General features: G+C 71.9%; 25 protein-coding genes. 18 read left to right on the forward strand and 7 right to left on the reverse strand.

Going from position 1 to position 26,635, the window contains the following annotated elements; translation table 11 throughout:
• Positions 1–236: 236 nt before the first annotated feature.
• The 4 genes from ACIA77_RS20815 to ACIA77_RS20830 all read left to right on the forward strand — a co-directional run bounded on the left by ACIA77_RS20815 (position 237) and on the right by ACIA77_RS20830 (position 3,836).
• Positions 237–1,022 (forward strand): electron transfer flavoprotein subunit beta/FixA family protein, encoded by a 786-nt coding sequence (locus ACIA77_RS20815; protein WP_395887546.1) that lies wholly within the window; start codon positions 237–239, stop codon positions 1,020–1,022.
• A 28-nt stretch (positions 1,023–1,050) separates the two neighbouring features.
• Complete coding sequence (locus ACIA77_RS20820) at positions 1,051–2,010, forward strand: electron transfer flavoprotein subunit alpha/FixB family protein (RefSeq protein ID WP_395887547.1); 960 nt, start codon at positions 1,051–1,053, stop codon at positions 2,008–2,010.
• A 153-nt stretch (positions 2,011–2,163) separates the two neighbouring features.
• Positions 2,164–2,946: a GNAT family N-acetyltransferase gene (locus ACIA77_RS20825; protein WP_395887548.1), complete on the forward strand. Its 783-nt coding sequence runs from the start codon at positions 2,164–2,166 to the stop codon at positions 2,944–2,946.
• A complete protein-coding gene (locus tag ACIA77_RS20830; protein ID WP_395887549.1) occupies positions 2,943–3,836 on the forward strand; it encodes a lysophospholipid acyltransferase family protein in 894 nt (297 codons plus the stop codon). Before ACIA77_RS20825 ends, ACIA77_RS20830 begins: the two co-directional genes overlap by 4 nt.
• A gap of 59 nt (positions 3,837–3,895) precedes the next feature.
• Here the strand turns inward: ACIA77_RS20830 and ACIA77_RS20835 are convergent, their stop codons facing one another.
• Entirely contained in the window at positions 3,896–4,801 is a 906-nt protein-coding gene (locus ACIA77_RS20835; RefSeq protein ID WP_395887550.1) for an NADP-dependent oxidoreductase, read from the reverse strand.
• Between the two features lie 139 nt (positions 4,802–4,940).
• Here ACIA77_RS20835 and ACIA77_RS20840 point away from each other — a divergent pair, with 139 nt between their 5' ends.
• From ACIA77_RS20840 to mnmA, 4 genes are all read left to right on the forward strand, one after another.
• Positions 4,941–6,230 carry a LuxR C-terminal-related transcriptional regulator gene (locus tag ACIA77_RS20840; RefSeq protein ID WP_395887551.1) on the forward strand — a complete coding sequence of 430 codons (1,290 nt, stop codon included), beginning with the start codon at positions 4,941–4,943 and terminating at the stop codon, positions 6,228–6,230.
• Positions 6,231–6,272: 42 nt separating this feature from the next.
• The gene (locus tag ACIA77_RS20845; RefSeq protein WP_395887552.1) at positions 6,273–7,652 is read left to right on the forward strand and encodes an MFS transporter; all 1,380 of its coding nucleotides are present in this window, start codon (positions 6,273–6,275) and stop codon (positions 7,650–7,652) included.
• 64 nt (positions 7,653–7,716) lie between these two features.
• On the forward strand, positions 7,717–8,910 hold the full coding sequence (locus ACIA77_RS20850) for a cysteine desulfurase family protein (RefSeq protein WP_395887553.1): 1,194 nt from the start codon (positions 7,717–7,719) through the stop codon (positions 8,908–8,910).
• Between the two features lie 4 nt (positions 8,911–8,914).
• Positions 8,915–10,006: a tRNA 2-thiouridine(34) synthase MnmA gene (gene mnmA / locus ACIA77_RS20855; RefSeq protein ID WP_395887554.1), complete on the forward strand. Its 1,092-nt coding sequence runs from the start codon at positions 8,915–8,917 to the stop codon at positions 10,004–10,006.
• Between the two features lie 15 nt (positions 10,007–10,021).
• On the opposite strand, the gene ACIA77_RS20860 is transcribed toward mnmA, so the two are convergent.
• The 3 genes from ACIA77_RS20860 to ACIA77_RS20870 all read right to left on the reverse strand — a co-directional run bounded on the left by ACIA77_RS20860 (position 10,022) and on the right by ACIA77_RS20870 (position 12,326).
• Positions 10,022–10,474, reverse strand: coding sequence for a GNAT family N-acetyltransferase (locus ACIA77_RS20860; protein ID WP_395887555.1), 453 nt, complete (start codon positions 10,472–10,474; stop codon positions 10,022–10,024).
• Between the two features lie 13 nt (positions 10,475–10,487).
• Positions 10,488–11,531 (reverse strand): MBL fold metallo-hydrolase, encoded by a 1,044-nt coding sequence (locus ACIA77_RS20865; RefSeq protein ID WP_395887556.1) that lies wholly within the window; start codon positions 11,529–11,531, stop codon positions 10,488–10,490.
• Between the two features lie 105 nt (positions 11,532–11,636).
• Positions 11,637–12,326, reverse strand: coding sequence for a scramblase (locus ACIA77_RS20870; protein ID WP_395887557.1), 690 nt, complete (start codon positions 12,324–12,326; stop codon positions 11,637–11,639).
• A 132-nt stretch (positions 12,327–12,458) separates the two neighbouring features.
• Between ACIA77_RS20870 and ACIA77_RS20875 the strand changes: the two genes are divergently transcribed.
• The 4 genes from ACIA77_RS20875 to ACIA77_RS20890 are packed head-to-tail and all read left to right on the forward strand — an operon-like array spanning position 12,459 to position 16,952.
• On the forward strand, positions 12,459–13,496 hold the full coding sequence (locus tag ACIA77_RS20875; protein WP_395887558.1) for a methionine synthase: 1,038 nt from the start codon (positions 12,459–12,461) through the stop codon (positions 13,494–13,496).
• Between the two features lie 51 nt (positions 13,497–13,547).
• Positions 13,548–14,258 carry a hypothetical protein gene (locus ACIA77_RS20880; protein WP_395887559.1) on the forward strand — a complete coding sequence of 237 codons (711 nt, stop codon included), beginning with the start codon at positions 13,548–13,550 and terminating at the stop codon, positions 14,256–14,258.
• Positions 14,259–14,269: 11 nt separating this feature from the next.
• Positions 14,270–16,468 (forward strand): NAD-dependent DNA ligase LigA, encoded by a 2,199-nt coding sequence (gene ligA / locus ACIA77_RS20885; protein ID WP_395887560.1) that lies wholly within the window; start codon positions 14,270–14,272, stop codon positions 16,466–16,468.
• Positions 16,461–16,952, forward strand: coding sequence for a GNAT family N-acetyltransferase (locus ACIA77_RS20890; RefSeq protein ID WP_395887561.1), 492 nt, complete (start codon positions 16,461–16,463; stop codon positions 16,950–16,952). Before ligA ends, ACIA77_RS20890 begins: the two co-directional genes overlap by 8 nt.
• Positions 16,953–17,051: 99 nt before the next feature.
• Here ACIA77_RS20890 and ACIA77_RS20895 read toward each other — a convergent pair whose 3' ends face one another.
• Positions 17,052–17,705, reverse strand: a complete 654-nt coding sequence (locus tag ACIA77_RS20895) for an amino acid-binding protein (RefSeq protein WP_395887562.1) — start codon at positions 17,703–17,705, stop codon at positions 17,052–17,054.
• Between the two features lie 210 nt (positions 17,706–17,915).
• On the opposite strand from ACIA77_RS20895, the gene gatC reads away from it, so the two are divergent.
• Genes gatC through ACIA77_RS20915 form a run of 4 tightly spaced genes read left to right on the forward strand, consistent with a single transcriptional unit; the run spans position 17,916 to position 21,750 of the window.
• Positions 17,916–18,215, forward strand: a complete 300-nt coding sequence (gene gatC / locus ACIA77_RS20900) for an Asp-tRNA(Asn)/Glu-tRNA(Gln) amidotransferase subunit GatC (RefSeq protein WP_204090869.1) — start codon at positions 17,916–17,918, stop codon at positions 18,213–18,215.
• A complete protein-coding gene (gatA, locus tag ACIA77_RS20905) occupies positions 18,212–19,729 on the forward strand; it encodes an Asp-tRNA(Asn)/Glu-tRNA(Gln) amidotransferase subunit GatA (RefSeq protein WP_395887563.1) in 1,518 nt (505 codons plus the stop codon). Before gatC ends, gatA begins: the two co-directional genes overlap by 4 nt.
• The gene (gene gatB, locus ACIA77_RS20910; RefSeq protein ID WP_395887564.1) at positions 19,726–21,231 is read left to right on the forward strand and encodes an Asp-tRNA(Asn)/Glu-tRNA(Gln) amidotransferase subunit GatB; all 1,506 of its coding nucleotides are present in this window, start codon (positions 19,726–19,728) and stop codon (positions 21,229–21,231) included. Before gatA ends, gatB begins: the two co-directional genes overlap by 4 nt.
• Entirely contained in the window at positions 21,232–21,750 is a 519-nt protein-coding gene (locus ACIA77_RS20915; RefSeq protein ID WP_395887565.1) for a hypothetical protein, read from the forward strand.
• A 24-nt stretch (positions 21,751–21,774) separates the two neighbouring features.
• Here ACIA77_RS20915 and ACIA77_RS20920 read toward each other — a convergent pair whose 3' ends face one another.
• Entirely contained in the window at positions 21,775–22,986 is a 1,212-nt protein-coding gene (locus tag ACIA77_RS20920; RefSeq protein WP_395887566.1) for a PQQ-dependent sugar dehydrogenase, read from the reverse strand.
• A gap of 162 nt (positions 22,987–23,148) precedes the next feature.
• On the opposite strand from ACIA77_RS20920, the gene ACIA77_RS20925 reads away from it, so the two are divergent.
• Both ACIA77_RS20925 and ACIA77_RS20930 read left to right on the forward strand, forming a co-directional pair.
• Positions 23,149–24,057 carry a 2-hydroxyacid dehydrogenase gene (locus ACIA77_RS20925; protein ID WP_395887567.1) on the forward strand — a complete coding sequence of 303 codons (909 nt, stop codon included), beginning with the start codon at positions 23,149–23,151 and terminating at the stop codon, positions 24,055–24,057.
• A 66-nt stretch (positions 24,058–24,123) separates the two neighbouring features.
• Positions 24,124–24,696, forward strand: coding sequence for a DoxX family protein (locus ACIA77_RS20930; RefSeq protein ID WP_395887568.1), 573 nt, complete (start codon positions 24,124–24,126; stop codon positions 24,694–24,696).
• Between the two features lie 58 nt (positions 24,697–24,754).
• Here ACIA77_RS20930 and ilvD read toward each other — a convergent pair whose 3' ends face one another.
• Positions 24,755–26,599 (reverse strand): dihydroxy-acid dehydratase, encoded by a 1,845-nt coding sequence (gene ilvD, locus ACIA77_RS20935; RefSeq protein ID WP_395887569.1) that lies wholly within the window; start codon positions 26,597–26,599, stop codon positions 24,755–24,757.
• Positions 26,600–26,635: the final 36 nt, after the last annotated feature.

Below are 26,635 nucleotides of genomic sequence, written 5' to 3' on the forward strand. Positions count from 1 at the left end.
AGGTTAACGCCTGTCGGCCTACTGCCAGTAGCCCACCGTTGGTCCGATCGGGCGAGCGGTGTGCTTAAAGGGTTAACCGGTCGGCTACCGGGACGATGGTCCCAGAAGATTGCTCATCCAGGTGAATGCCGTCACCTCGGCGGGTCCTGCCGCCGGATTGGCCCTAATCTACCGGCCAGTAGAGCACTGTCCCGCGGCCGAGAGACCGGCCCCAACCGGGAGGTCGAAGAAGACCCATGACGAACATCGTTGTCCTGGTCAAGCAGGTACCGGACACCTACTCGGAGCGGAAGCTCTCCGGTTCCGACAACACCCTTGACCGCGAATCCGCCGACGCCGTGCTCGACGAGATCAACGAGAAGGCCGTCGAGGAAGCGCTGAAGATCAAGGAGGCCGGCGAGGGCGAGGTCACCGTGATCTCCGTGGGCCCCGACCGCGCCACCGACGCCATCCGCAAGGCCCTCTCGATGGGCGCGGACAAGGCCATCCACGTCACCGACGAGGCGCTGCACGGCTCCGACGCCATCGCCACCGCCAAGGTGCTCGCCGCCGCGATCGGCAAGGTCGAGGGCTACGACCTGATCATCGCCGGCAACGAGGCGTCCGACGGCCGCGGCGGTGCCGTGCCGGCGATGCTCGCCGAGCTGCTGGGCCTGCCGCAGCTGACCTACGTGCGCCGGCTGACCGTCGAGGGCTCCTCGGTGAAGGCCGACCGCGAGACCGAGGACGGCATCACGCACCTCGAGGCGAACCTGCCCGCGCTGGTGAGCGTCGGCGAGAAGATCAACGAGCCGCGCTACCCGTCGTTCAAGGGCATCATGGCCGCGAAGAAGAAGCCGGTCGAGACGCTGACCATCGCCGACCTCGGTGTCGACGCGGGCGAGGTCGGTCTCGCCAACGCGTGGTCCACCGTGCTCGAGTCCTCCCCGAAGCCGCCGCGCACGGCGGGCGAGAAGGTCGAGGACGAGGGTGACGGCGGCACGAAGGTCGCCGAGTACCTGGTCGCGCAGAAGCTCATCTGAGACACGGTTTCGAGGAGGATTCCGGAAAATGGCTGAAGTACTCGTCCTCGTCGACCACGTCGACGGTGAGGTCAAGAAGGTCACGCTCGAGCTGCTGACCGCCGCCCGTGCGCTCGGTGAGCCGTCCGCCGTCGTCGTGGGGCCCACGGGCACCGCGGCCAAGGCGAAGGAAGCGCTGGCCGGCCACGGGGCCGCCAAGGTCTACGTCGCGGAGGGTGACGACGCCGCGGGGTACCTCGTGACCCCGAAGGTGGACGTGCTGGCGAAGCTCGCCGAGCAGGCGTCGCCGGCAGCCGTGCTCGTCGCCGCGAGCGCCGAGGGCAAGGAGGTGGCCGCGCGCGTGGCCGTCCGCCTCGGCTCCGGTCTGCTGTACGACGCGGTGGGCGTGAACGCCGACGGTTCGGTGGACCAGTCCATCTTCGGTGGCGCGTTCTCCGTGAAGTCCAAGGCGGCCAAGGGTGTTCCGGTGATCTCGGTGCGTCCGGGTGCCGTCGAGGCGGAGGCCGCCGACGGTGCGGCCGCCGAGGAGACCGTGGAGATCCCGGCCCAGGACGCGGCGAAGTCCGCGAAGGTCACCGGCATCGAGCCGATCGTCGGCGGCGACCGGCCGGAGCTCACCGAGGCGTCGATCGTCGTCTCCGGCGGCCGTGGTGTCGGCTCGGCCGAGAAGTTCGACGTCGTCGAGAAGCTGGCCGATTCGCTCGGCGCGGCTGTCGGCGCGTCGCGCGCGGCGGTCGACTCCGGCTACTACCCGGCCCAGTTCCAGGTCGGCCAGACCGGCAAGACCGTGTCGCCGCAGCTGTACATCGCGCTGGGCATCTCCGGCGCGATCCAGCACCGCGCCGGCATGCAGACGTCGAAGACCATCATCGCGGTGAACAAGGACGCCGAGGCGCCGATCTTCGAGATCGCCGACTTCGGGATCGTCGGCGACCTGTTCAACGTCGCGCCGCAGCTCACCGAGGCGGTCGAGAAGCGCAAGGGCTGACGTCCGCCCCCTCCGATGGCCGCTGGGTGTCCCACTCAGCGGCCATCGGTGTTTCCTGAGAAGAGCCTGAGAACCCGCAATTAACTGAACGTGCACTAATCGGTCATCGATTGGCACTCTCTGCGGTTTCCCGGCGGCAGGTACACAGTGTTCATGACGTCGTCACAGCTCCTCGTCAGCACTGATCAGGCGGGTGTCGAGCTTCCGGCCGATGCTCCGCGGTACTCCCTGCTCGTGGCCCACGACAACGAAGAGGTGCTCGCCGCGCAGAAGCTGCGGCACCGCGTTTTCGCCGAGGAGATGGGCGCACAGCTCAATTCCCGAAAACCGGGGCTCGACGTCGACTACTTCGACGAGTTCTGCGACCACCTCGTGGTGCGCGACGACAAGACCGGCGACATCGTCGGCTGCTACCGGATGCTGCCGCCGGACCGCGCGACGCAGGCGGGCAGCCTCTACTCCGACAGCGAGTTCGACCTGAGCGCGCTCGCGAGCCTGCGCGGTTCGCTCGTGGAGACCGGCCGCTCGTGCGTGCACCCGGACCACCGCAGCGGCGCCGTGATGAGCCTGATGTGGGCCGGGATCGCGCGGTACATGCTGCTGTCGGGCCACCGCTACCTCGCGGGCTGCGCGTCCGTGCCGCTGAGCGACGGCGGCAGCTACGCCGCCGGCGTGTGGGACGTGTTGCGCGCCAAGCACTACTCGGACGAGACGCGCCGCGTCGCGCCGCTGCACCCGTGGGAGACCGACGGCATCGCGCGGCCCGACCGCGCGATGCTGCCGCCGCTGATCAAGGGCTACGTGCGCCTCGGCGCGACGGTGTGCGGCCCGCCCGCGCTCGACGCGGACTTCGGTGTCGCCGACTTCTTCGTGGTGCTCGACCTGCACCAGGTCGACGAGCGCTACCTCAAGTTCTTCCTCGGGGTGCAGGTATGAGCCACGCCTGGATGCCGACGTCCCCCTGCGGCGACGGCTGCCTCACCGACGGCTTCGAGACGGTTTCCTTCCCCCGCCGCGTCCTGCGCTTCGCGTCGGCGATCGGGGTCGTCTTCGCCGCGCTGCTGACGGCGCCGCTGCTGCTCGTGCTGCGCGGCCGCGGCCGGGAACGCCTGGTGCGCACCATCTTCCGCTCGGTGCTGCGCGCGTTCGGCGTGAAGCTCGTGGTCCACGGCGGTGCGGACTTCCTCGCCGCGCCCGCGGGCCGCGGCGCGCTGGTGGTGAACAACCACATCTCGTGGCTGGACATCGTCGCGATCAACGCGCTGCGCCCCATGCGCGCCCTCGCGAAGGTCGAAATCGGCTCCTGGCCGGTTCTCGGCACCCTCGTCCGCCGCGGCGGCAGCATCTTCCTCGACCGCGAACGCCTGCGCACCCTGCCGGGCGCCATGACCGAACTCGCGGACGCGCTGCGCTCCGGCTCGCTCGTCAACGTCACGCCGGAAGGCACCACCTGGTGCGGCCTGGCGTCGGGCCGCTTCACCACGGCCACCTTCCAGGCCGCCATCGACGGCGGCGTGCCCGTCCGCCCCATCGCGTTGCGCTACCGCCTCGCCGACGGCCGCGAAACCAGCCAGCCGGCCTTCATCGGCCCGGAATCCCTCATCGCGTCCCTGCGGCGGGTCGCCGCGCTTCGCGGGCTGGTCCTGGAGGCGCACGTGTGCCCCGAAATCGCCCCGGGGCGCGCCGAGGACCGCCGGTCGCTGGCCGCGGTCGCGGAGGCGTCCGTCCACTCCGCCCTCGGCACCGTCCGCATCCCGGCCCAGGGCCGCCGCCGGCCGAAGCCCGTCGAGACCCCGGCGACCGCCGAGGCCCACCCGGTCCACTGACGACGACGAAAAACGCGGGTGCCGCCGGGGCACCCGCGTTTTCCGTCGTTCCCGGCCGATCAGGACACGACGAGCGTGATCTTCCCGCCCGGGTGCCCCGCCTGGCTCTCCTGCTGCGCTGCCCCCGCCTGCTCGAGCGGGTAGCTGCTGCCCTGTGCGATCTGCAGGCCGCGGGCGACGTACCGGAGGATTTCGGCCAGCACCTCGGGCGTCGCGTCCTCGGTGGTGCCCGCGGAGAAGGGCAGGCCGAGTTCGAAGGCGGCGCCGTCGGCGATCGTGACGACGCGGTCCTTCGAGCCGAGCAGTTCGACGGAGTCCGGCAGCACGCCGTGGCCCGACGCGTCGAACACCGCGGCCACGGGGCGGTCCGCCGCTTCGCGCACGCGCTGCGGCCAGCCGTCGCCGTAAAGCACCGGGATGGCGCCCAGCGCCTTGACGTCGGCGAGGCTGCGCTGTCCCGCCGTGCCGATCACGGTCGCGCCCAGCGCGACGGCCGCCTGCGTGGCGAAGCGGCCCACGGTGCCGCTCGCGCCGTGGATCAGCAGCACTTCGCCGGGCTTGACGTCCAGCAGGCGCAGCACGCGCAGCGCCGTTTCGCCCGCCACGGGCAGCGCCGCGGCGTCCTCCCAGGACAGGTCCGCCGGCTTGCGCGCGACGGTCTCGGCCAGCGCGTAGTCGGCGTAAGAGCCGGTGACGGGCCAGCCGAAGACCTCGTCGCCGACGGCGAAGCCCGCGCCGTCGCCGACCGCGTCGACGACACCCGAGAGCTCGGCGCCCGGGATCTGCGGGCGGTCCGGCGCGGACCCCTCGGCCATGGCGCCGCTGCGGATCTTCCAGTCGATGGGGTTCACACCCGCGCGCCGCACGGCGACGCGGACCTGCCCGGGGCCGGGCTCGGGCACCGGGACTTCGCTCAGCCGCAGCACGTCCGGGCCGCCGTACTCGGCGAAGGTGATGGCTCGCATGGTCGTTCGTACTCCCCTTCGGTTGTTCGTGTTTCCACCAGTCAACTGTCCCGCGTCCCGATCCGAACCGCTCGGACGAGCAGCGTTCACTAGCCGGACGAGCAGCCCCCGCCGCGCCGGGCGCGCCTACGGTGGACGCATGGACGGAACCTGGACCGACCCGGCGCACGTGCTCGACGTCGCCGTGCGCGTCATCTCCGCGCCGCGGCCCGAGATGCTGCCCCGGTTCTCCCGCGAGCTCGCCGCCGTGCTGCCGCACCGCGCCGCCGCCATGCAGACGGGCGACTGCACGCGCAGCCCGTTCAAGGTCACCGGGGACCAGGCGGTCACCGACGCCGTCACCAGCGCCGAGCTCGACCACCTCGCCGAACGCGCCGTGCCGGGTGAGGCCGTGGTCCTCGACGGGGTGCTCGCGGGGGCCGAACGCCGCGTCGTCCTGCTCGCCTCGCGCCCGGCCGTCGGCAACGGCGCGGTGATCGCGCTGGTCCCGGACGAAGCCGAACCCTCGGCGACGGCGCTCGGCCTCGCCGCGCGGCTGTGGCAGCTGACCAGCGTCGACGCCGGCCAGCGGGCGATCGACCCCAGCCCCGACGTGCTCGCCAGCAACCTCGCCGCCGCGGAGGCGCGCGCCCAGACCACCACCGACCTCGGCCAGACGCACGCGGCGACGCTCGTCGCGCTCCTGTCCGTGCTGCGCTCCGGCCGGCTCGCCGACGCGGCCGCGCGCCAGACCGCGGCCGACCTGGCCGCCCGCGCGCTCGTGGACCTCAAGGCCGTGGCCGGCCGCGATCAGGCGCTCACCGCCGAGTCGGCGCGCACCGCGTTCGGCGTCCTCGCCGACCAGCTCGCGCCGATCGTCGGCCACGCCGACGTCGCCGTCGACCTCGCCGGCCCCGCCGAAGACCGCCAGCTGCGCCAGGACATCGCCCACACGGCGCGAACGGTCACGCGCGGCCTCGTGATCGCCGCCCTCGACCGCGACGGCACGACCCGCATCCGCGCGTCCTGGCGCCTCGACGGCTCGGCGCTGCGCATCACCGTGCGCGACGACGACCCGGCGGTGCCCGGTGTCGTCGTCGATCCCGGGCTCAGCGAACGCATCACGCCGCTGGGGGGCAGCTGGGAGATCGACGCCGTCGAAGGCTGGGGCACGACGATCACCGCAGCGCTGCCGCTCGACCCGGTCGAACCACCCGAGCTGCGCCCGCTCGACCGGCTCAACGCGCGTGAACTCGAAGTGCTGACGGGGATTTCGCAGGGGTTGCGCAACCGGCAGATCGCCGCGCAGCTGCAGCTGTCCGAGCACACCGTGAAGTTCCACGTGCGCAACCTGCTGGAGAAGCTCGAAGTCAGCTCCCGCGGGGAGGCCGCGGCGCTCGCGCACGACCTGCGGCTCGAAGCGGTGCCGGTGCACCGGACAGCGGGATAATCGCTTGACCTCCACCGTGCTGGAGGTAGTTGTCTGGCGATCATGAGCCAGACGGTCGAAGCCCGGACCAGTGGAAGCCGGCCTCGAAAAAGCGTTCTCTGGAGCCGGGACCACCGGCTCACGACGATCGGCCTGCTGCTCGTGGTCACGCTGGTGGCCTTCGAAGGCCTGGGCGTCGCCACGGCGATGCCGACGCTCGTCGCCGATCTGCACGGCCTCGCGCTGTATTCGTGGCCCTTCACGACGTTCCTCATCGCGAGCGTCGTCGCGACCGTGCTGTCGGGCCGGATGGGCGACCGCCGCGGTCCGGCGCCGGCGCTGCTGATCGGGCCCGCGCTCTTCGCCGCGGGCCTCGTCGTCGCCGGCACGGCCCAGACCATGCCGGTGCTGCTGGCCGGCCGCGCGCTGCAGGGCCTCGGCTCGGGTTTCCTGCTCGTCGCGGTGTCGCTGCTGATCGCGCTCACGTTCACCGATCGCGAACGCCCGGTCATCTACGCCGCGAACGCCGCCGCGTGGGTCCTGCCCGCCGTGATCGGGCCGTCGGTCGCGGGGCTGATCACCGTCAGCGTCGGGTGGCGCTGGGTGTTCCTGGGGCTGGTGCCGCTGGTGGCCATCGGGGTCTCACTGCTGGTGGTCGTCGTCCGGCGGCTGCCCGCTCACCTCCCGGAACCCTCGGCCCGGCGCGCCGGGGTGCTGCCCGCGGTGATCGCCGCGCTCGGGATCGCCTCGCTGACCTGGGCGGCCCAGCACCCGTCACCCCTCGCACTGGCCTACGGCGTGGCCGGGCTCGTCGCGCTCGCCGCGGCGCTGCGCAAGCTGCTGCCCGCCGGCACGATGACCGCGCGCCCCGGCCTGCCGACGGTCGTCGCTTCGCGTGCGCTGTTGTCGGGCGCGTACGCGGGGATGGAGGCGTACCTGCCGCTGACCATGACCGCCGTCCACGGTTACGGGCCGGCGCTCGCCGGCCTGCCGCTCACGATCACCGCCATCGGCTGGTCGGCCGCGTCGGGCCTGCAGGGCAAGTTCCTCGACTGGTCGCGCGAGGCGACCCTGCGCGTCGGCTTCGCACTGGTCGCGGTGGCCCTGGCCGGGTTCGGGTTCGTCGCGCAGCCGTGGTGCCCGGCGTGGCTCGCGTTCGTGGTCTGCGCCGTCGGCGGTTCCGGCATGGGCATCGGGATGCCGTCGATCTCCGTGCTGCTGCTGCGGTATTCGCCCGAGGGCGAACGCGGCTTCAACACCTCGGCGATGCAGCTGGCCGACTGGGTCGGCTCGGCGCTGCTCATCGGTCTCGGGGGTGTGCTGCTGGCCGTGGTCGCCTCGGCCGTGCACCCGGCTCCGGCGCTGGCGATCCTTTGCGCCGCACTGGTTCTGCTCGCCCTGCTGGGGGTCCGGCTGACGAGCCGGTGGCCGCGGAAGGTGTGACAGGCCACTTCCGGGCCCAGGGCGGCCTTCGTCACCGGCCGGAGCGGACTACCCTGATGAGGCGATGACCTATCTCGACCACGCAGCGACCACGCCGATGCTGCCCGAAGCCGTCGCGGCGATGACCGAGGCTTTGTCCACCGTGGGCAACGCCTCCGCGTTGCACTCCTCGGGCCGCCGCGCGCGTCGTGTTGTCGAGGAGTCGCGCGAGATCATCGCCGACGCGCTGGGCGCCCGGCCGTCGGAAGTCATCTTCACCGGCGGTGGCACGGAGAGTGACAACCTCGCGGTCAAGGGCATCTACTGGGCACGCCAGAGCGGGTGCGCCGAGCGCAACCGAGTCCTGTGCAGCTCCGTGGAGCACCACGCCGTGCTCGACACCGTCGAGTGGCTCGAGTCCCACAGCGGCGCCGAGGTCACGTGGCTCGAGGTCGACGACGAGGGCCGGGTCTCGCCCGAGACCCTGCGCGCGGCCATCGGCTCGTCACCGGAGACGGTCGCCCTGGTCACGGTCATGTGGGGCAACAACGAGGTCGGCACGATCAACCCGATCGCCGAGCTGGCCGCGATCTGCGCCGAGCACGAGATCCCGCTGCACACCGACGCCGTGCAGGCCGTCGGCGCGGTGCCGGTCGACTTCGCCGCCAGCGGCGCTTCGGCGTTGACGCTGACCGGCCACAAGCTCGGCGGACCGTACGGCGTCGGCGCCCTGCTGCTGAGCCGCGACACCGAGTGCACGCCCGTGCTGCACGGCGGTGGCCAGGAGCGCAGCGTGCGCTCGGGCACGCTCGACGTCCCGGCGATCGTCAGCTTCGCCGCCGCGGTGCGCGTGGCCACCGAAGGCCGCGCGGAGTACGCCGATCGCGTCGGGAAGCTGCGCGACGAACTCATCGAAGCCGTCCGGCGCGAGGTGCCCGACGCGATCCTCAACGGCGGCGGCGAACGCCTGCCCGGCCACGCCCACTTCACGTTCCCCGGCTGCGCCGGCGACAGCCTCCTGATGCTGCTCGACGCCAAGGGCATCGAGTGCTCCACCGGCTCGGCCTGCACCGCCGGCGTCGCCGAACCGAGCCACGTGCTGCTCGCCATGGGCGCCGATGCGGCCGCCGCGCGCGGTTCGCTGCGGTTCTCGCTCGGCCACACGTCGACGCTGGACGACGTGTCCGCGCTCGCGCGCGAGATCGGCGGCGTTGTCGCCCGGGCGCGGCAGGCGGGGCTCGCCGGCATGCGCAAGCAGACCCAGAAGCAAGAGGTGTGAGGTAATGCGGGTACTGGCCGCCATGAGCGGAGGAGTCGATTCGGCCGTCGCCGCCGCGCGTGCGGTCGACGCGGGTCACGACGTCGTCGGCGTGCACCTGGCGCTGTCGGCGAAACCCGGCACCCTGCGCACGGGCTCGCGTGGCTGCTGCACGATCGAGGACTCGCACGACGCCCGCCGCGCCGCCGACATCCTCGGGATTCCGTTCTACATCTGGGATTTCGCCGAGCGGTTCACCGAAGAGGTCGTGGAGACCTTCGTCGGCGAGTACGCGGCCGGGCGCACGCCCAACCCGTGCGTGACGTGCAACGAGAAGATCAAGTTCGAAGCCCTGCTCGAAAAGGCCATGGCGCTGGGCTTCGACGCCGTGGCCACGGGCCACTACGCGCGTCTCGCGACCGTCGGCGGACAGCTGCAGCTGCGGCGCAGCGCCGACGAGGGCAAGGACCAGTCGTACGTGCTGGCCTCGCTGACGCCGGAGCAGCTCGCCCACGCGATGTTCCCGCTCGGCGACTCGTGGAAGACCGACGTGCGCGCCGAGGCGGAGCAGCGCGGTCTTTCCGTGGCGCACAAGCCCGACAGCCACGACATCTGCTTCATCCCCGACGGCGACACCAAGAAGTTCCTCGAGAACCGGCTGGGCGAGCGGCCCGGTCAGCTGGTCGACGCCGAGACCGGCGCGGTCCTCGGGCAGCACACCGGTGTCCACGGTTTCACCGTCGGCCAGCGCAAGCGCCTCGGCATCGACGCTCCCGCCGCCGACGGCCGTCCGCGGTACGTGCTGTCGCTGGAGCCGGTTTCCGGCACGGTGAAGGTCGGGTCGCAGACGGGGCTGGGCGTGCACGCGATCGACGCCGACCGGGCGATCTGGCCCGGTGGCCAGGCGCTCGACGGGCCGACCGAATGCGTCGTGCAGGTCCGCGCGCACGGCGGGATCGCCGAAGCCGTCGCGGAAGCCGACGGGGACCGGGTGAGCATCCAGCTGCGCGAACCGCTGCGCGGCGTCGCCCCGGGCCAGGTCGTGGTGCTGTACCGGCCGGACGCGCGGGCCGGTGACCTCGTCCTGGGCAGCGCGAAGATCTCCGGCACCCGCTGAGTCCCGAGTGGACGGTCAGAGCCGCAGCTTGAACCCCGTGTGGCTCGCGGTGAAGCCGAGCCGCTCGTAGAACCGGTGTGCGGCGGTGCGCGAGGTGTCCGACGTCAGCTGCACGAGCGCGCACCCGCGCCGGCGCGATTCGTCGATCGCCCACCGCACCAGCTCGCCGCCGAGCCCCGCGCCGCGGTGGTCGGCGCGCACGCGCACGGCTTCGATCTGCCCGCGCAGCGCGCCTCGCCGGGCCAGGCCGGGGATGACCGTCAGCTGCAGCGTCGCCACGGGCTCGTCGTCGTCCGTCGCGACGACCAGCAGCTGCTGCGGATCGGCGTCGATGGCCTCGAACGCGCGCAGGTAGGGCTCGAGGTCGTCGGCCGAATCCCGCGTCGCTCCGAGCTGGTCGTCCACGAGCATCCGGACGATGGTCGCGACGTCTTCGCGGCGGGCGCGCCGCACGGTGATCCCCGGCATGGGGACCAGTATTTCAGTTCGTGCCGTAGTGGCGGACCCCGTCGATCGTCTGCACCGCGAGCTTGTCCTGCGACACCAGCAGATCCAGGTGCGCCGCGGTCTCCAGCACGGCCAGCATCTGGTTGAACGCGTCCATTTCGGACAGTTTGCGGCCGCGCCGCGTCCAGCCCAGCCGGCTCGCCGTGTCGAACGCGGTGCTGGCGCCCGCGTCGACCTGTGCGGCCATGGTTTCCAGGCGCTTGCGGTGGTGTTCGAGCAGTTCGTCGATGCGCTCGTGGACGCTGCCGGCCACCGGGCCGTGGGCGGGCAGCAGGCGCTGGTCGGGCAGTGCGCGCACGAGCCGCAGCGACTCGAGGTAGTCGTTGAGCGGCAGTTCCGCCGGCACCGGCTGGAACCCGATCGACGGCGTGATGTGCGGGAGCACGTGGTCACCCGAGAAGAGCAGACCGGCGGCGCCGTCGAGGAACACGACGTGCCCGGTGGTGTGGCCGGGAGTGTGGACCACTTCGAGTTCGCGGTTCGGCAGCACCGTGCGGCGGCCGGGCGTGAGCCACTCGTCCGGGTCCTCCCACTGGTCGATGTCGGTGCGGCGCGGGACGTCGCCGAACATCTTCGCCAGCGCGGCGATGACCTCGTCCGCGCCGCAGTGGCGCAGGAGCTCGACCTGCGCCTGCATCGGCAGCTGGTCGGGATCCGCGGTGACCCTGAGGGACGGTTCTTCCAGCTTGCCCAGCGACACCTTGCTGCCGAACTCGCGCCGCAGCACCACGGCCTGCGTGTAGTGGTCGCGGTGCACGTGGGTGACCAGGAACTCCCGCACGTCACCGAGTTCGGCGCCGATGCCCTTGAGCGCGTCGGAAAGCAGCTGGCGGGCCTCGGTGAGCGCCCAGCCGGAGTCGATGAGAGCCAGCGTGCTGCCGTCGCTGATGGCGTAGACGTTCACCGCACGGAGCGCGTCGTTCGGCAACGGCAACGGGATCCGGTAGACGCCGGCGGCCACTTCGTAGACCCCGGGTTCCGTCCAGTTCCGGTTGCTGTCCTCGGGCAACGGCTCCACGGCGACCTCCGTCCAGGCAGGACTGCGGCGTCCCGTCCTTTTCCTCACATTGGGCGCTGGCCGCCGCCCTGTCCACCTGGACGGCCTGAGACAACGGTCACTCGCTCAGGCGGTTTCCCGCGTCAGCGCGGTGTCGATCGTCAGCGCCGTCGCGACGACCAGGCTCGCCAGGGGTTCGGGGAGCTGGCGCGGGATTTCGGCGACGTAGGTGTCGTCGGTCGTGCCCGAGGGCGGCGCGCCGAGGCGCGCGATCTCGGTACCGGCGTGGTTTTCGATGACCACGTCCCACGACTGCCGCCCGGTGGCGGTCACCGAGCCGACCTCGTGCCCGCCGACGACGAAGGTGAAGCGCGTGCCGTCGTCGCCGTGCGCGGGGACGATCTCGCCGATCGGCGTCTCGTCCGCGCGGGTGACGACGAAGCGCGAGCGCAGTTCTTTCGCCGGGCGCGCCACCTTCAGCACGGTGCTGTGGTTGGCGTCGCGGACCTCGAACTTGTGCGTCACGTACTGGTCGTACTTCGGCAGCAGCCGCGCGGCTCGGCGCAGGAAGCCCTGGCTGACGTCGGCCACACCGCCCAGGCGCGCGCCGTGGAGGTCGAAGACGCCGTACTCCTCGCTGGTCTCGACGACCGCGGCGCGGCGGCTGACCACGAGCACCGTTTCGGTGAACAAGGTGCCGCCCACGAGCGGCGAGCGGCGTTCGGGGATCCGCGGCTCGCTGTCCCACCGGCGCGGCCGGGCGGGGTTCACCTCGCCGGGGTGCTCGCCCGGCGGTCGTGGCGAGGAGCTCGTCATGGCCATCCAGAGTATCGCTGTCTCCGCGAAATCGGTGCTGGCAAAGGGATATGCGGCGAATGTCCGGCTCACTCGGGTGAGCCGGGACAGGCCGGTGCCGTTCGCCGGGACACGATCGGCGAGAATTCGCCCGTGACTGAACGAGCCTGGCCCGACGGCGCCGCCACCGCGATCGGCTCGATGCCGGGTACGGACCCGGTCGAGGCCGCCGCCGTCGTGTTCGGCGAGCTGCCGGACTTCCCGCACCTGCCGGAGCTGCCCGCGCGCGGTGTGGGCGCGGACGTCCTGGGCCGCACCGCCGCGCTGCTCGTGGACCTCGCCGTCGAGGTCGTGCCGAGCGGCTACCGCGTCGCGGGCCGGCCCGGGCACGACCACCGCCGCGGGCGTGATCTGCTGCAGTGGGACCTCGACGCGGTGCAGGAAGCCCGCGAGAAGGTCGGCGCGGCCCCGCCGGTGGTCAAAACGCAGCTGGCCGGGCCGTGGACGCTCGGCGCCGGGATCGAGCTCGCGCGCGGGCACCGCGTGCTCACCGACCGAGGGGCGCTGCGGGACTTCACGGCCTCGCTGCTGGACGGGCTCGCCCAGCACGTCGCGGAGCTCAAGGCGCGGATCGGCGCGCCGGTCGTGGTGCAGCTGGACGAGCCGGCGCTGCCCGCGGTGCTGGCCGGGAGCCTGCCGACGCCGTCGGGGTACGGGAACGTGGCCGCCGTGCCCGAACCGGAGGCCCGCGAGGTGCTGTCGACGATGATCGAAGGCGTCAAGGCCGTCACGGACCAGCCCGTTCTCGTGCACTGCTGCGCGCCGAAGCCGCCGCTGGCCCTCCTGCGGTCCGCGGGCGCCGCCGCGATCGCCTTCGACGTCACGCTGCTCGGCCAGGCGTCGGCGGGGACGCTCGACGAGATCGGCGAGACGTGGGACAGCGGCACCGTGCTGTTCCTGGGGCTCGTCCCGGCGACGGACCCGGGCACGCGGCCGAGCCTGAAGGACGTCGCCGATCCCGCGCTCGGGCTCGTCGACCGCCTGGGCTTCAACCGGTCGATCCTGGCCGAACGCGCCGTGCCGACGCCGACCTGCGGGATGGCGGGAGCCGCGGGCGAGTGGCTGCGGCGAGCGCTGGCTCTCACGCGCGACCTCGGCAAGGGTTTCGTGGAGCCGCCCGAGACGTGGTGAGCGCGCGGTAGCGTGTCGGTGAAGGACCGACAACGGGGGATGTTCGAAACCATGCGCTTGTTCCGCCGCCGCTCAGCCGATCCGACGGCCGGCGGCACGCCGCCCGACCCGCGCACGCCCTGGCCCGACCAGCCGGTGCCGTCCGACACCGACGCCGCCGCGGCCACGTTCTGGGCGGGGTGGTTCGAGCTGCTCCCGGAGGTCAGCGCCGCGCTGGGCGACCGCGAGCCGCACCGCGTGGAACACGACCTGTGCGAGCTGGTCGAAGCCCTGCACCCGCGGCTGCACTTCTCGCTCGAACGCGGCCGCACGGCCGTCTACGCCCTGGTGGTGAGCGGTCAGGAAGACCCGGAGCTGCGGCCGTTCACCGATGCGTGGAAGGCCGCCGCGCCGCCGGACGACGCGATCTGGGAGTACCACGACTCGGTGCCGCCGGTCCCCGACCCGGCGGGCGTCACCGTGAACCTCGGCGAGCACCGCATCTCGCTGGCCGACGTGCGCGTCGTCGCGCAGGTGGACGGCGAGATCGTCGACGTCGCGGTGTACCACCCGGCGCTGGCCGAGCTCGACGAGGCGGCGCGCACCACGATGACCTTCCTCCCGCTCGACGCGACGCTCGGTGAGCGGCTCGCGGCCGAACGGCTACGCCGCGTCGAAACCGCGCAGGCCGAGCCGGCGGGCACGATCAGCCTCGGGGAGCTCCGTGACCTGGTCCGGGGTCTGAACGAACGACCGGGCGAAAGTGTCGGCGACTCCGGCTAGGGTTACCACCCGTGAGCAGCGACCTTCCTCAGGACCAGTTGGCCGCCCCCGCTGAAGTGGCAGTGGCGGCTGGAGACGTCATGGACGTGACCGACGTCCCCGCCGACGTGCGCGAGCGCCACGCCGCCCTCGCCGAGGACGTCCGCGGACACCAGTTCCGCTACTACGTGCTCGATTCGCCCATCGTGTCGGACGGCCAGTTCGACGCGCTCCTCGGCGAGCTGCAGGCGATCGAGGACGAGTACCCGGCGCTGGTCACGCCCGATTCGCCGACGCAGAACGTCGGCGGCACGTTCTCCACCGAGTTCACGGCGTACGACCACCTCGAGCGCATGCTGAGCCTGGACAACGTGTTCGACACCGACGAGTTCCTCACCTGGGTGGAGCGCGTCGAGAAGGAGATCGGGCAGACGGAGTACCTGGCCGAGCTGAAGATCGACGGCTTGGCCGTCAACCTCCTGTACGAAGACGGCAAGCTCACGCGCGGCCTCACCCGCGGCGACGGCCGCACGGGTGAGGACGTCACGCTCAACATCCGCACGCTGGAGCAGGTCCCCGACGAGCTCACGGGCAGAGAGGAGTTCCCGGTGCCGAAGCTCATCGAGGTGCGCGGCGAGGTGTTCTTCCGCGTCGAGGACTTCCTGGAGCTCAACGCGAAAATGGTCGAGGCGGGCAAACCGCCGTACGCGAACCCGCGCAACACGGCGGCGGGTTCGTTGCGGCAGAAGGACCCGCGCATCACGAAGGAGCGCCGGCTGCGGCTGATCTGCCACGGCCTGGGCAAGCGCGAGGGCTTCGAGCCGGTCACGCAGTCGCACGCGTACGACGCGCTGGCGGCGTGGGGCCTGCCGGTGTCGCCGCACACGCGCGTGCTGCACACGGCGCAGGAGCTCACCGACCACATCGCCTACTGGGGCGAGCACCGCCACGACGCCGAGCACGAGATCGACGGCGTCGTGCTCAAGGTCGACCAGGTCGCGCTGCAGCGGCGCCTCGGCACCACGTCGCGTGCGCCGCGCTGGGCGATCGCGTACAAGTACCCGCCGGAAGAGGCGATCACGACGCTGCTGGACATCCAGGTCGGCGTCGGGCGCACCGGTCGCGTCACGCCGTTCGCCGTCACCGAGCCGGTGAAGGTCGCGGGCTCCACGGTGGCGCGCGCGACGCTGCACAACGCGGAAGAGGTCAAGCGCAAGGGCGTGCTGATCGGCGACCGCATCGTCATCCGCAAGGCCGGCGACGTCATCCCCGAGGTGCTGGGCCCGGTCGTCGACGCGCGCACGGGCAGCGAGCGCGAGTTCGTCATGCCCACGCACTGCCCGGAGTGCGGCACGGAGCTCGCCTACCAGAAGGAGGGCGACAAGGACATCCGCTGCCCGAACACCCGGTTCTGCCCGGCGCAGCTGCGGGAGCGGCTGTTCCACCTCGCGGGGCGCGGCGCGTTCGACATCGAGGTGCTCGGCTACGAGGCGGCGGTGGCGCTGCTCGACGCGCGCGTGGTCGCCGACGAGGGCGACGTCTTCGACCTCAGTGAAGACGCGCTGTCGGAGGTGGAGCTGTTCCGCACCAAGGCGGGTGAGCTGTCGGCCAACGCGAAGAAGCTGCTGGCGAACCTCGACGCGGCCAAGGACCGTCCCTTGTGGAAGGTCATCGTCGCGCTGTCGATCCGCCACGTCGGGCCGACGGCGGCGCAGGCGCTGGCGCGGGAATTCGGCTCGGTGCAGCGCATCGAGGAGGCGAGTGAGGAGGAGCTGGCCGACGTCGACGGCGTCGGGCCGACCATCGCGCACGCCGTGCAGGAGTGGTTCGAGGTCGACTGGCACCGCGAGATCGTCGAGAAGTGGCGCCGCGCCGGCGTCCGCATGGAAGAGGAGCGCGACGACTCGATCCCGCGCAACCTCGAGGGCCTCTCGATCGTCGTCACGGGCTCGCTGGATTCGTTCTCGCGCGACGAGGCCAAGGAATCGATCATGGCGCGCGGGGGCAAGGCCGCGGGTTCGGTGTCGAAGAAAACGGCCTTCGTCGTGGTCGGCGACGCGCCGGGCTCGAAGTACGACAAGGCCGTGCAGCTGAAGGTCCCGGTGCTCGACGAGGGCGGTTTCCGCGTGCTGCTGGAGCGCGGGCCCGGGGCGGCCACCGAGCTGGCTCTGCCCACGGGCGACGGCGAGACCGGCGAGACTGGGGTGGCTTCGGAGCCCGCCGATGAGTGACGTCGAGATCCGCCCGCCCCGGCCGGAGGAATTCGCCGTGGTGGGCGATCTCACCGTCGAGGCCTACCAGGCCGACGGCCTGCTCGCCGAGGACGTCGGTTACGAGGCGGAGCTCCGCGCCGTCGCCGACCGCGCCGAACACGCCGAACTCCTCGTCGCGGTCGCGGACGGCTCGGTCTCGGGCGCCGTCGCCATCGTGCACCCGGGCACGAAGTACGCCGAGATCTCCCGCGACGGCGAACTCGAGTTCCGCATGCTCGCCGTCGCCTCCTCCGCGCGCGGCCGCGGGATCGGCGAGGCCCTCACCCGTGCCGTGCTGACGCGCGGGCGCGCACTGGGCCTTCGGCGCGTCGTCCTGAGCAGCCTCGACCGCATGCACACGGCCCACCGCCTCTACGAACGGATCGGCTTCCGCCGCCTGCCGGCCCGCGACTGGCACCCGTTCCCGGCCGTCACCCTCATCGCCTACGAGTACGACCTGTAGCCGCGCGGCAATCCGGTCCGAAGCGGGGTGTTTCGGCGCGGTGTGGTTGTCCGCACAGCCGCGGCCGGACGCCGGTGCCGGGTGGGGTGAGCGGGTTCGTCAGCCGTCGAGCACGACGGCGACGATGCCGGCGAAGTGGGCCAGCCGCGCGACCTCCGCGGCCCGGAAGTTGGGGCCGCCCGGGCGGGCGACGAGCAGCGCTTTGCCCGGCTTGCCCAGCGGCGTGGCCGCGAGCTCGGTGCCGAGCTCCTTCCACGTCTCCGGGATCCAGTCCTCTTCGCCGTCGAGCACGGTGGCGCGCTCCAGCGGCAGCCAGGGTAGGTCATCGAACGGGTTCTCCGGCGCCGCGCTGGACGAGGCCAGGCGGCGGGAGCCCGAATCGGTGTGCTTGACCACGACGGCCCAGCCCGCCCGGATGATCTTCGGCACACCCTCGGCCAGGAGGTCCAGCCCCGACTTCGGCTGGGCGGCGATCTCCTCCACCAGCTCCAGCTCGCGGTGCGTGTCCAGGATCCCGGCGTACGGCCGCACCGCGTCGACCTCGACGCCTTCGATGCTTTCGGCGGCGGTGATCAGGGCATCGGGCAGGCGGCCGGACGGGAGCTCCACCACGAGGTCGTCGATGGCGACCCCGCCTCCGCGCTCGACGACGTCGACGCTGAGGATGTCGGCGCCCACCGTGCCGAGTGCCGTCGCGACGGCGCCGAGGGTGCCGGGGGAGTCCGGAAGCTGGACCCGCAGCAGGAACGACACCACACGCCCCTCTCGCCTCAGGCGTTCCACCCTTGTCGCGGAACGCGGTAACCGGGCGCCGATTGTGACAGACCGGGTACGGGTTGGGGACCCGCTGTCCGGCGAACGGGACGCCCCGTCCGCCATAACCCGGTCGAGCCGTCCGACGCCGTCACCATAGACTTGCAGCTTCCGAGAGCACCCGCACAGCACACCCCGGGAGTCACCCGCGTGCCCAACATTTCCCGAGACGAGGTCGCGCACCTCGCCAAGCTGGCCAGGCTGGCCGTCACCGACGACGAGCTGGACGTCTTCGCGGGCCAGCTCGACCAGATCCTGGACTCGGTGGCGAAGGTGAGCGAGGTCGCGGCGGCGGACGTCCCGCCGACCTCGCACGCCGTGCCGCTGACGAACGTCTTCCGAGAGGACGAAGTGCGCCCCTGCCTGACTCAGCAGCAGGCACTGGCCGGCGCGCCGGCCGCCGAGGAGGGCCGCTTCCGGGTGCCGCGGATTCTGGGAGAAGAACAGTGAGTGAACTGGTCAAGCTGACCGCCGCCGAGCTGGCGGGCAAGATCCACGCGCGTGAGGTCTCCGCGGTCGAGGTCACCCAGGCCCACCTGGACCGGATCGCCGAGGTCGACACCCACGTGCACGCGTTCCTGCACGTCGACACCGAGGGCGCGCTGGGCGCGGCCAAGGCCGTCGACGAGCAGCTGGCCGCGGGGGAGCAGCCCGCGTCCGCGCTGGCCGGCGTGCCGCTGGCGCTCAAGGACGTGCTGACCACCGAGGGCATCCCCACCACGTGCGGTTCGCGCACGCTGGAGGGCTGGCTCCCGCCGTACGACGCGACCGTCACGCGCCGGCTGCGCGAAGCGGGCGTCGTCATCCTCGGCAAGACGAACATGGACGAGTTCGCCATGGGGTCGTCCACCGAGAACTCCGCCTTCGGCCCCACGCACAACCCGTGGGACCACGCCCGCATCCCCGGCGGTTCGGGCGGTGGCTCGTCGGCGTCGATCGCCGCGTTCGAGGCGCCGCTGGCCATCGGCACGGACACCGGCGGCTCGATCCGCCAGCCCGGCTCCGTCACCGGGACGGTCGGCGTGAAGCCCACGTACGGCGGGGTTTCGCGCTACGGCCTCGTCGCCTTCTCGTCCTCGCTCGACCAGGCCGGGCCGTGCGCGCGGACGGTGCTCGACGCCGCCCTGCTGCACGAGGTCATCGCCGGCTACGACGTGATGGACTCGACGTCCATCGACGCGCCGGTGCCGCCCGTCGTCGCGGCGGCGCGCCAGGGCGCCGGGGGTGACCTCAAGGGCGTCCGCGTCGGTGTGGTGAAGGAGTTCGGCGGCGACGGTTACCAGGGCGGCGTGCTGCGCTCGTTCGAGGCCGCCGTCGAGCAGCTGCGCGCGCTGGGCGCCGAGGTCGTCGAGGTTTCGTGCCCGCACTTCGTGTACGCACTGCCCGCGTACTACCTGATCGCGCCGAGCGAGGCGTCGTCGAACCTCGCGCGGTTCGACGCGATGCGCTACGGCCTGCGCGTGGCCGACGACGGCACGCACAGCGCCGAAGAGGTCATGTCGCTCACGCGCGAGAAGGGCTTCGGCGCCGAGGTGAAGCGCCGGATCATGCTGGGCACGTACGCGCTTTCGTCGGGCTACTACGACGCCTACTACGGCTCGGCGCAGAAGGTGCGCACGCTCATCAAGCGCGACTTCGACAGCGCTTTCGAGCAGGTCGACGTGCTCGTGTCGCCGACCACGCCGACCACGGCGTTCAAGATCGGCGAGCGCGTGGACGACCCGATGGCGATGTACCTCGCCGACCTGTGCACCATCCCGTCGAACCTCGCGGGCAACGCCGCCATGAGCGTCCCGAGTGGACTGTCCGACGAGGACGGACTGCCGGTCGGCCTGCAGATCATGGCCCCGGCGCTCGCCGACGACCGGCTCTACCGCGTCGGCGCCGCCTACGAGGCCGCGCGCGACGCCGCCGCCGGCGGGTCGCTCGTGCACAAGGTCCCGGAGCTGGGAGGAACGAAGTGACTGCCGTGGCCGAGTTGATGGACTACGCCGAGGTCGTCGAGCGGTTCGACCCGGTGCTCGGGCTCGAGGTCCACGTCGAGCTGAACACGAAGACGAAGATGTTCTGCGGCTGCGCCAACGAGTTCGGCGGCGAGCCGAACACGAAGACGTGCCCGACGTGCCTGGGCCTGCCGGGCGCGCTGCCGGTGGTGAACGGCAAGGCCGTGGAGAGCGCGATCCGCATCGGGCTGGCGCTCAACTGCGAGATCGCCGAGTGGTGCCGGTTCGCCCGGAAGAACTACTTCTACCCTGACATGCCGAAGAACTTCCAGACGTCGCAGTACGACGAGCCGATCGCCTTCAACGGCTACCTCGACGTGACGCTCGACGACGGCGAGGTCGTGCGCGTGGAGATCGAGCGCGCGCACATGGAGGAGGACACCGGCAAGTCGCTCCACGTCGGGGGCGCGACGGGCCGCATCCACGGCGCGGAGCACTCGCTGCTCGACTACAACCGCGCCGGCGTGCCGCTGATCGAGATCGTCACCAAGCCGATCACCGGCACGGGCGAGCGCGCGCCCGAGGTGGCGCGGGCGTACGTCACGGCGCTGCGCGACCTGCTGCGCGCGCTCGAGGTGTCCGACGTCCGCATGGACCAGGGTTCGCTGCGCTGCGACGCGAACGTCTCGCTGATGGCCAAGGACGCCACGGAGTTCGGCACGCGCACGGAGACGAAGAACGTCAACTCGCTGCGCAGCGTCGAGCGCGCCGTGCGCTACGAGATGACCCGTCAGGCCGCGATCCTCGCCGGCGGCGGCTCGATCAAGCAGGAGACGCGCCACTTCCAGGAAGCGGACGGCACGACCGCGTCCGGCCGCACGAAGGAGACCGCGGAGGACTACCGGTACTTCCCGGAGCCCGACCTGGTGCCGATCGCGCCGTCGCGCGAGTGGGTCGAGCAGCTGCGCAAGACGATGCCGGAGATGCCGGCCGAACGGCGCAAGCGGATCCAGACCGAGTGGAACCTGTCCGACGAGGCGCTGCGCGACCTGCTGAACGTGGGCGCCGTCGACCTGGTCGCGGCCACGGTCGAGGCGGGCGCGAAGCCCGACGAGGCCCGCGGCTGGTGGGTCAACACGCTGGCGCAGGAAGCCAACACGCGCGAGGTCGAGCTGGCGGAGCTGGCGATCACGCCGGCGCAGGTGGCCGAGGTGATCGGGCTCGTGTCCTCGGGTGAGCTGACGAACAAGCTCGCCAAGGAGGTCGTGCAGGGCGTGCTCGCGGGTGAAGGTTCGCCGCGTGAGGTCGTGGACAAGCGTGGCCTGAAGGTCGTGTCCGACGATTCGGCGCTGCTGGCCGCCGTCGACGAAGCGCTGGCCGCTCAGCCGGACGTCGCCGACAAGATCCGCGGCGGCAAGGTCGCCGCGGCGGGCGCGATCGTCGGCGCGGTCATGAAGGCCACCAAGGGCCAGGCCGACGCCAAGCGCGTGCGCGAGCTGATCATCGAGCGCGTCGGTTCCTGAGTGGCGTTCGACGCAAAACGCGTGTCGTGGCGCGAGTGGCTCGGCCTGGGGGCCGGGCTGCTCGCGCTCGCGACGCTGTTCTTCCCCTGGACTGTCCTCACCGCCGACACCGCCACCCCCGACGTGCGCGACGCGTTCGCCACGCTCCCCCACGACGACGTGGTGCGCTCCGCGTGGCACTCGGACTTCTTCTCGTGGTTCCCGCCGTTCGTGCTGCTGCTGGCGGGACTCGCGGTGGTGCTCTTCGGCCAGCTCCGAAAGGTCCGGGCCAGCGGCCTGCCCCACCTCTGGCTCGTCGCCGGCCTCGGCGCTTTCCTGCTCATGATCATCGGCTGGACCACGCTGGACTGGGTCTTCGACAGCGACCAGCGCGCCTTCCTCGACGCCGCGGGCGTGGTGATCAACCCGGGCGTCGGCCGCTACCTGGCCCTGCTGTTCGCGCTGGTCTCCATCGCCGCGTCGATCCTGGACATCCGCGCGGCGCGCACCGAATCGCGCCAACCGCGGCGCCGTTCCTGAGCGGGTACGGGGGAACCGGGCGGTTCAGTCCTTGCCGAGCCCGCCGCCGGTTTCGGTGACCGTGATCAGCACGACGCGGTCGTCGCTGGACACCGGTTTCCCGCCGTCCTTGTTCGTCGTGCCCGCGACGGCCAGCTGGGGGCTGATCAGGCTCATCCCCGCCAGCCGTCCGTAGGTGGTCGGCGGTTTGCCCTTGCCGTCCAGGCTGACGGTGGGTTTGCCGGTCACCGCGCCGTCCGGGTTGACCGGGAGGTTCTGCAGGCCGACGGCCGACGCGACGGCCAGGATGCCGTTCGAATCGGAGAAGTCGGCGCACCCGACGATGCCGGGCTTGTCCGGCCAGGTCCACGCGGGCGTCGACAGGGTCTGGCCCGCCTGCACGCGGTAGAGCGCGTCCGGGCCGCCGGGCTGGTCGGTCACCCACACCCGCTTGCCGTCGGACGAAGCGCACAACCCGCCCGGGTTGTGCAGGCCCGAGGCGTACACGGTCGATCCCGCTGTGGGGTTGCCGGTGGCCGCCGCGCCCGACGTGTCGATCCGCAGTACCTTGCCCGCCAGCGACTTCGGGTCCGCGGCCGCGGCGGCGTTCCCCGCGTCGCCGGTGGCGACCAGCAACGCACCCTTGCCGTCACTGAGCAGGGCGCCGCGGTTGCCGGTCGCGCCCTTGGGGATGCCGGTGAGCACGGGCTTCGGCGGCTGGCCCTTGGCGAAGCGCACCACGCGGTTGTCAGTGGGCGTCGTGATGTACGCGAACACCAGCTGGTCCTCGACGTAGCTCGGCGAAAGGGCCAGCGACGTCAGCCCGCCGTCGCCCGTGGCCGCCACGTCCAGCTGCTCGAACAGCGTCGCGTCACGCCCGGCGGTGGCCAGCAGCACGCGGCCCGATTTCCGTTCGCCCGCCAGGGCCGCCGGCGTCGCGCCGTCCCCGGGCAGGCCGGCGACGGCCGCGACCGTGTCGAGGCACGTCGCGATCACGGCCTTGTCGAAGTCCTTGCACCCCTGCGGCGGCGGGATCGTCGTGGGCGCCTGCTGCGGGCCGCCCTGGGTGGGGCTCTGCCCGTCGCCCGACGGGTCGTTGGGATCCTGCACCTGCGGCGGTGATTCGGGGCTCGGCACCGGAGCGGGGCTGAAGCTCTGGCCGGCCGCGGTGTCGTCGAACCGCGCGCAGCCCGAGAGCAGCAGGCCGCCGCAAGCGAGGAGGGCCAGCGGCGCCGACCACCGGTACCGGGTACGCATGATGCTCCAGCCTAGGTGCCCCCGCGTGAGCGCGGAGTAAGTGGCTCACGTGCCGTTCGGTCACCGATCCGGCCACAGTCACGGCTATCCGGCTTGCGTGGCAACGGTCACGTAGTGCCCGGGATCCGCCTGCTCTTCGGTCGGGTCAGTAACGTGGCGATCATGACGCTGACTGTGCTGGTCCCCGACGACGAGGGCGTCGCCGCGCTCTCGGAGCTCTCCGAGGTGCAGCCCGTGCGCTACCAGTGGGGCGACCCGGTGCCGCCGGAGGCCGCGAAGGCGGAGGTCCTCATCCCCGGCCGCCACCCCGCGGGCGAAGAGCTGTGGCGCGAACTGCCCAACCTCAAGCTCGTGCAGCTGCTCTCGGCCGGCGCGGAGGACTGGGTCGGCAAGCTCCCCGACGGCGTCCTGCTCTCCACGTGCCGCGGCGCGCACGGCGGCAGCACGGCCGAGTGGGTCGTCGCGGTGCTGCTGTCGATGTACCGCAAGCTCGACGTCTTCTCGACCGCCCAGAAGGACCAGAGCTGGCGCAAGCTCCCCGCCGAAACCCTGCAGGGACAACGCGCGCTCATCGTCGGCGCCGGTGACCTCGGCCGGCAGCTGCGGCGGCGCCTCGAACCGTTCGACGTCCGCTGCACGATGGTCGGCATGTCCGCGCGCGACGGTGTGCGCGGTGTCGCGGAACTGCCCGAACTCCTGCCCGACCACGACATCGTCGTGCTCATGGTCCCGCTCACCTCGCGCACGCACGGCATGGTCGACGCCGAGTTCCTCGCGGCGATGCCCGAAGGCGCGGTTCTGGTGAACGCCGCGAGGGGACCGGTCGTCCGCACCGACGCGCTCGTCGCCGAGCTTTCCGCCGGCCGCCTGCGCGCCGCGCTCGACGTCACCGACCCCGAACCGCTGCCGGCCGACCACCCGCTCTGGACCGTGCCGGGGCTGCTGCTCACGCCCCACGTCGGCGGCGCCGTCGAGGGGGTCCGCAGGCGCTCGTACGCCGTCGCGGCGGCCGAGATCGCGCGCTACGCGGGCGGTGAGCTGCCCGACAACCTCGTGCGCGGCGAATACTGACAGATCGGGCCCCTGACCCCGGCGCGCTCGCTCGCGGCCCGGGGCCCGATCCCCTACCCTTCGCGCGTGACCAGTCAAGGGGACGACTACCAGACCAGCCTCCTGTCCGGGGTCGACGACTCCGGTGGCGACGACGACGAAGTGCGCCAGGGCGGGCTCGGCCTCGGCCTCCTGATCCTGCGCGTCGGCCTGGCCGCGATCGTGGGGGCGCACGGCCTGCAGCACCTGTTCGGCGCGTTCCACGGACCGGGCATCGCGGGTTTCGCCCACGTGCTCGAGACGTTCGGCTACCACAAGCAGACGACGCTGCTGTCCTGGATCACCGGCATCGTCGAGGTCGGCGGCAGCGCGCTGCTGCTCGTCGGCCTGTTCACGCCGCTCGCGGCCGCCGGCATCCTCGGCGTGGCCGCGAACGCCGTCTACGCCAAGTTCCACGGCGGCTTCTTCGTGGGTGACGGGCGCGGCTGGGAGTTCGAACTGCTCATCGGCGTGGTCGCCCTCGCCCTGATCTTCACCGGCGCCGGCCGCATCTCGCTGGAGAAGAACACGCCGTGGCGCAGGCGGCCGCTGCCGCTCGGCATCGTCTCGCTGCTGCTGGCCGCGGCGGCGTCCGTGGTCGTCATCGTCCTCGCCCGCTGAACCCTCAGACACGAAGAAGGCCGGCCACGCGAGGTGGCCGGCCTTCTTCAGTTCAGGCTCACTTGTTCGGGTCGCGCACCGCACCGGTGTCGGCCGACGTCGCCATCCGCGCGTACGCCCGCAGCGCCGCGGTGATCGGGCGCTCGCGGTCCTTCGGCTGCCACGGCCGCTCCGCCGCCTCCATCTTCGACCGCCGCTCGGCCAGGATCTCCGGGTCGACCTGCAGCTCGAGGCGCCGCTCGTGGACGTCGATGACGATCGGGTCGCCGTTCTCCACCAGGCCGATCAGGCCGCCCCCGGCCGCTTCCGGCGAGATGTGGCCGACGGAGATGCCCGACGAACCGCCGGAGAAGCGCCCGTCGGTGATCAGCGCGCACTTCTTGCCGAGGCCGGAGCCCTTGAGGAACGCCGTCGGGTGCAGCATCTCCTGCATGCCCGGCCCGCCCGCGGGGCCCTCGTAGCGGATCACCAGCACGTCACCCGCCTGGATCTCCTTGTTGAGGATCGCCGACACGGCCTCCTCCTGGCTTTCGAGCACGCGCGCCGGGCCCTCGAAGTGCCACAGGTCCTCGTCGATGCCCGCGGCCTTGATGACCGCGCCGTTCTCGGCGAGGTTGCCGCGCAGGATCGCGAGGCCGCCGTCCTTGGTGTGCGCGTGCTCGATGTCGCGGATGCAGCCGCCCGCGGCGTCGGTGTCGAGCGAGGACCACCGGTTCTCCGTCGAGAACGCCTTGGTGGTGCGCACGCCACCCGGCGCCGCGTGGAACAGCTCGAGCGCCTTCTCCGACGGCTTCTCCGCGCGGATGTCCCACTCGTTCAGCCAGCTGTCGAGGTCGGGGGAGTGGACCGAGTGGACGCCGGTGTTCAGCTTCCCGCCGCGGTACAGCTCGCCGAGGATGGCGGGGATGCCGCCGGCCCGGTGGACGTCCTCCATGTGGTAGTCGGAGTTCGGGGCGACCTTCGACAGGCACGGCACCCGGCGGCCGATCGCGTCGATGTCGGCGATGGTGAAGTCGACCTCGCCCTCCTGCGCGGCGGCGAGGATGTGCAGCACGGTGTTGGTCGAGCCGCCCATGGCCATGTCGAGCGCCATCGCGTTCTCGAAGGCCTCGCGGGTGGCGATCGAGCGCGGCAGCGCCGAGGCGTCGTCCTCGCCGTACCAGCGCTTGCACAGGTCGATGACCGTGCGCCCGGCGCCCGAGAACAGGTCGCGGCGCGCGGCGTGCGTGGCCAGCGTGGAACCGTTGCCGGGCAGCGAAAGCCCCAGCGCTTCGGTGAGGCAGTTCATCGAGTTCGCGGTGAACATCCCGGAGCACGAACCGCAGGTCGGGCACGCCGAACGCTCGACGGCCGACAGGCCCTCCTCGTCCACCTCGCTGCTCGCCGACGCGGCGATCGCGGTGATCAGGTCGGTCGGTGCCTGCGCGACCCCGCCCACGACCACGGCCTTGCCGGCCTCCATCGGGCCACCGGACACGAACACGGTCGGGATGTTGAGCCGCATGGCGGCGTTCAGCATGCCCGGCGTGATCTTGTCGCAGTTGGAGATGCACACGAGCGCGTCGGCCTGGTGCGCGTTGACCATGTACTCCACGGAGTCCGCGATGATCTCGCGCGAGGGCAGCGAGTAGAGCATGCCCGAGTGACCCATCGCGATGCCGTCGTCGACGGCGATCGTGTGGAACTCGCGCGCGATGCCGCCCGCCTCCTTCACGGCCTCGGCCACGATCTCACCGAGGTCCTTGAGGTGCACGTGGCCCGGCACGAACTGCGTGTACGAGTTGGCGATCGCGACGATCGGCTTGCCGAAGTCGCTGTCGGTCATCCCGGTCGCACGCCACAGCGAGCGCGCGCCCGCCGCGTTGCGGCCGTGGGTGGTGGTCCGGGAACGGAGGTGCGGCACGGCATTCTCCCAGGTCAGAAGGCTGGTCCAGGCGGA

The organism is Amycolatopsis sp. NPDC051903, from assembly GCF_044452505.1.
Taxonomy (GTDB): Bacteria; Actinomycetota; Actinomycetes; order Mycobacteriales; family Pseudonocardiaceae; genus Amycolatopsis.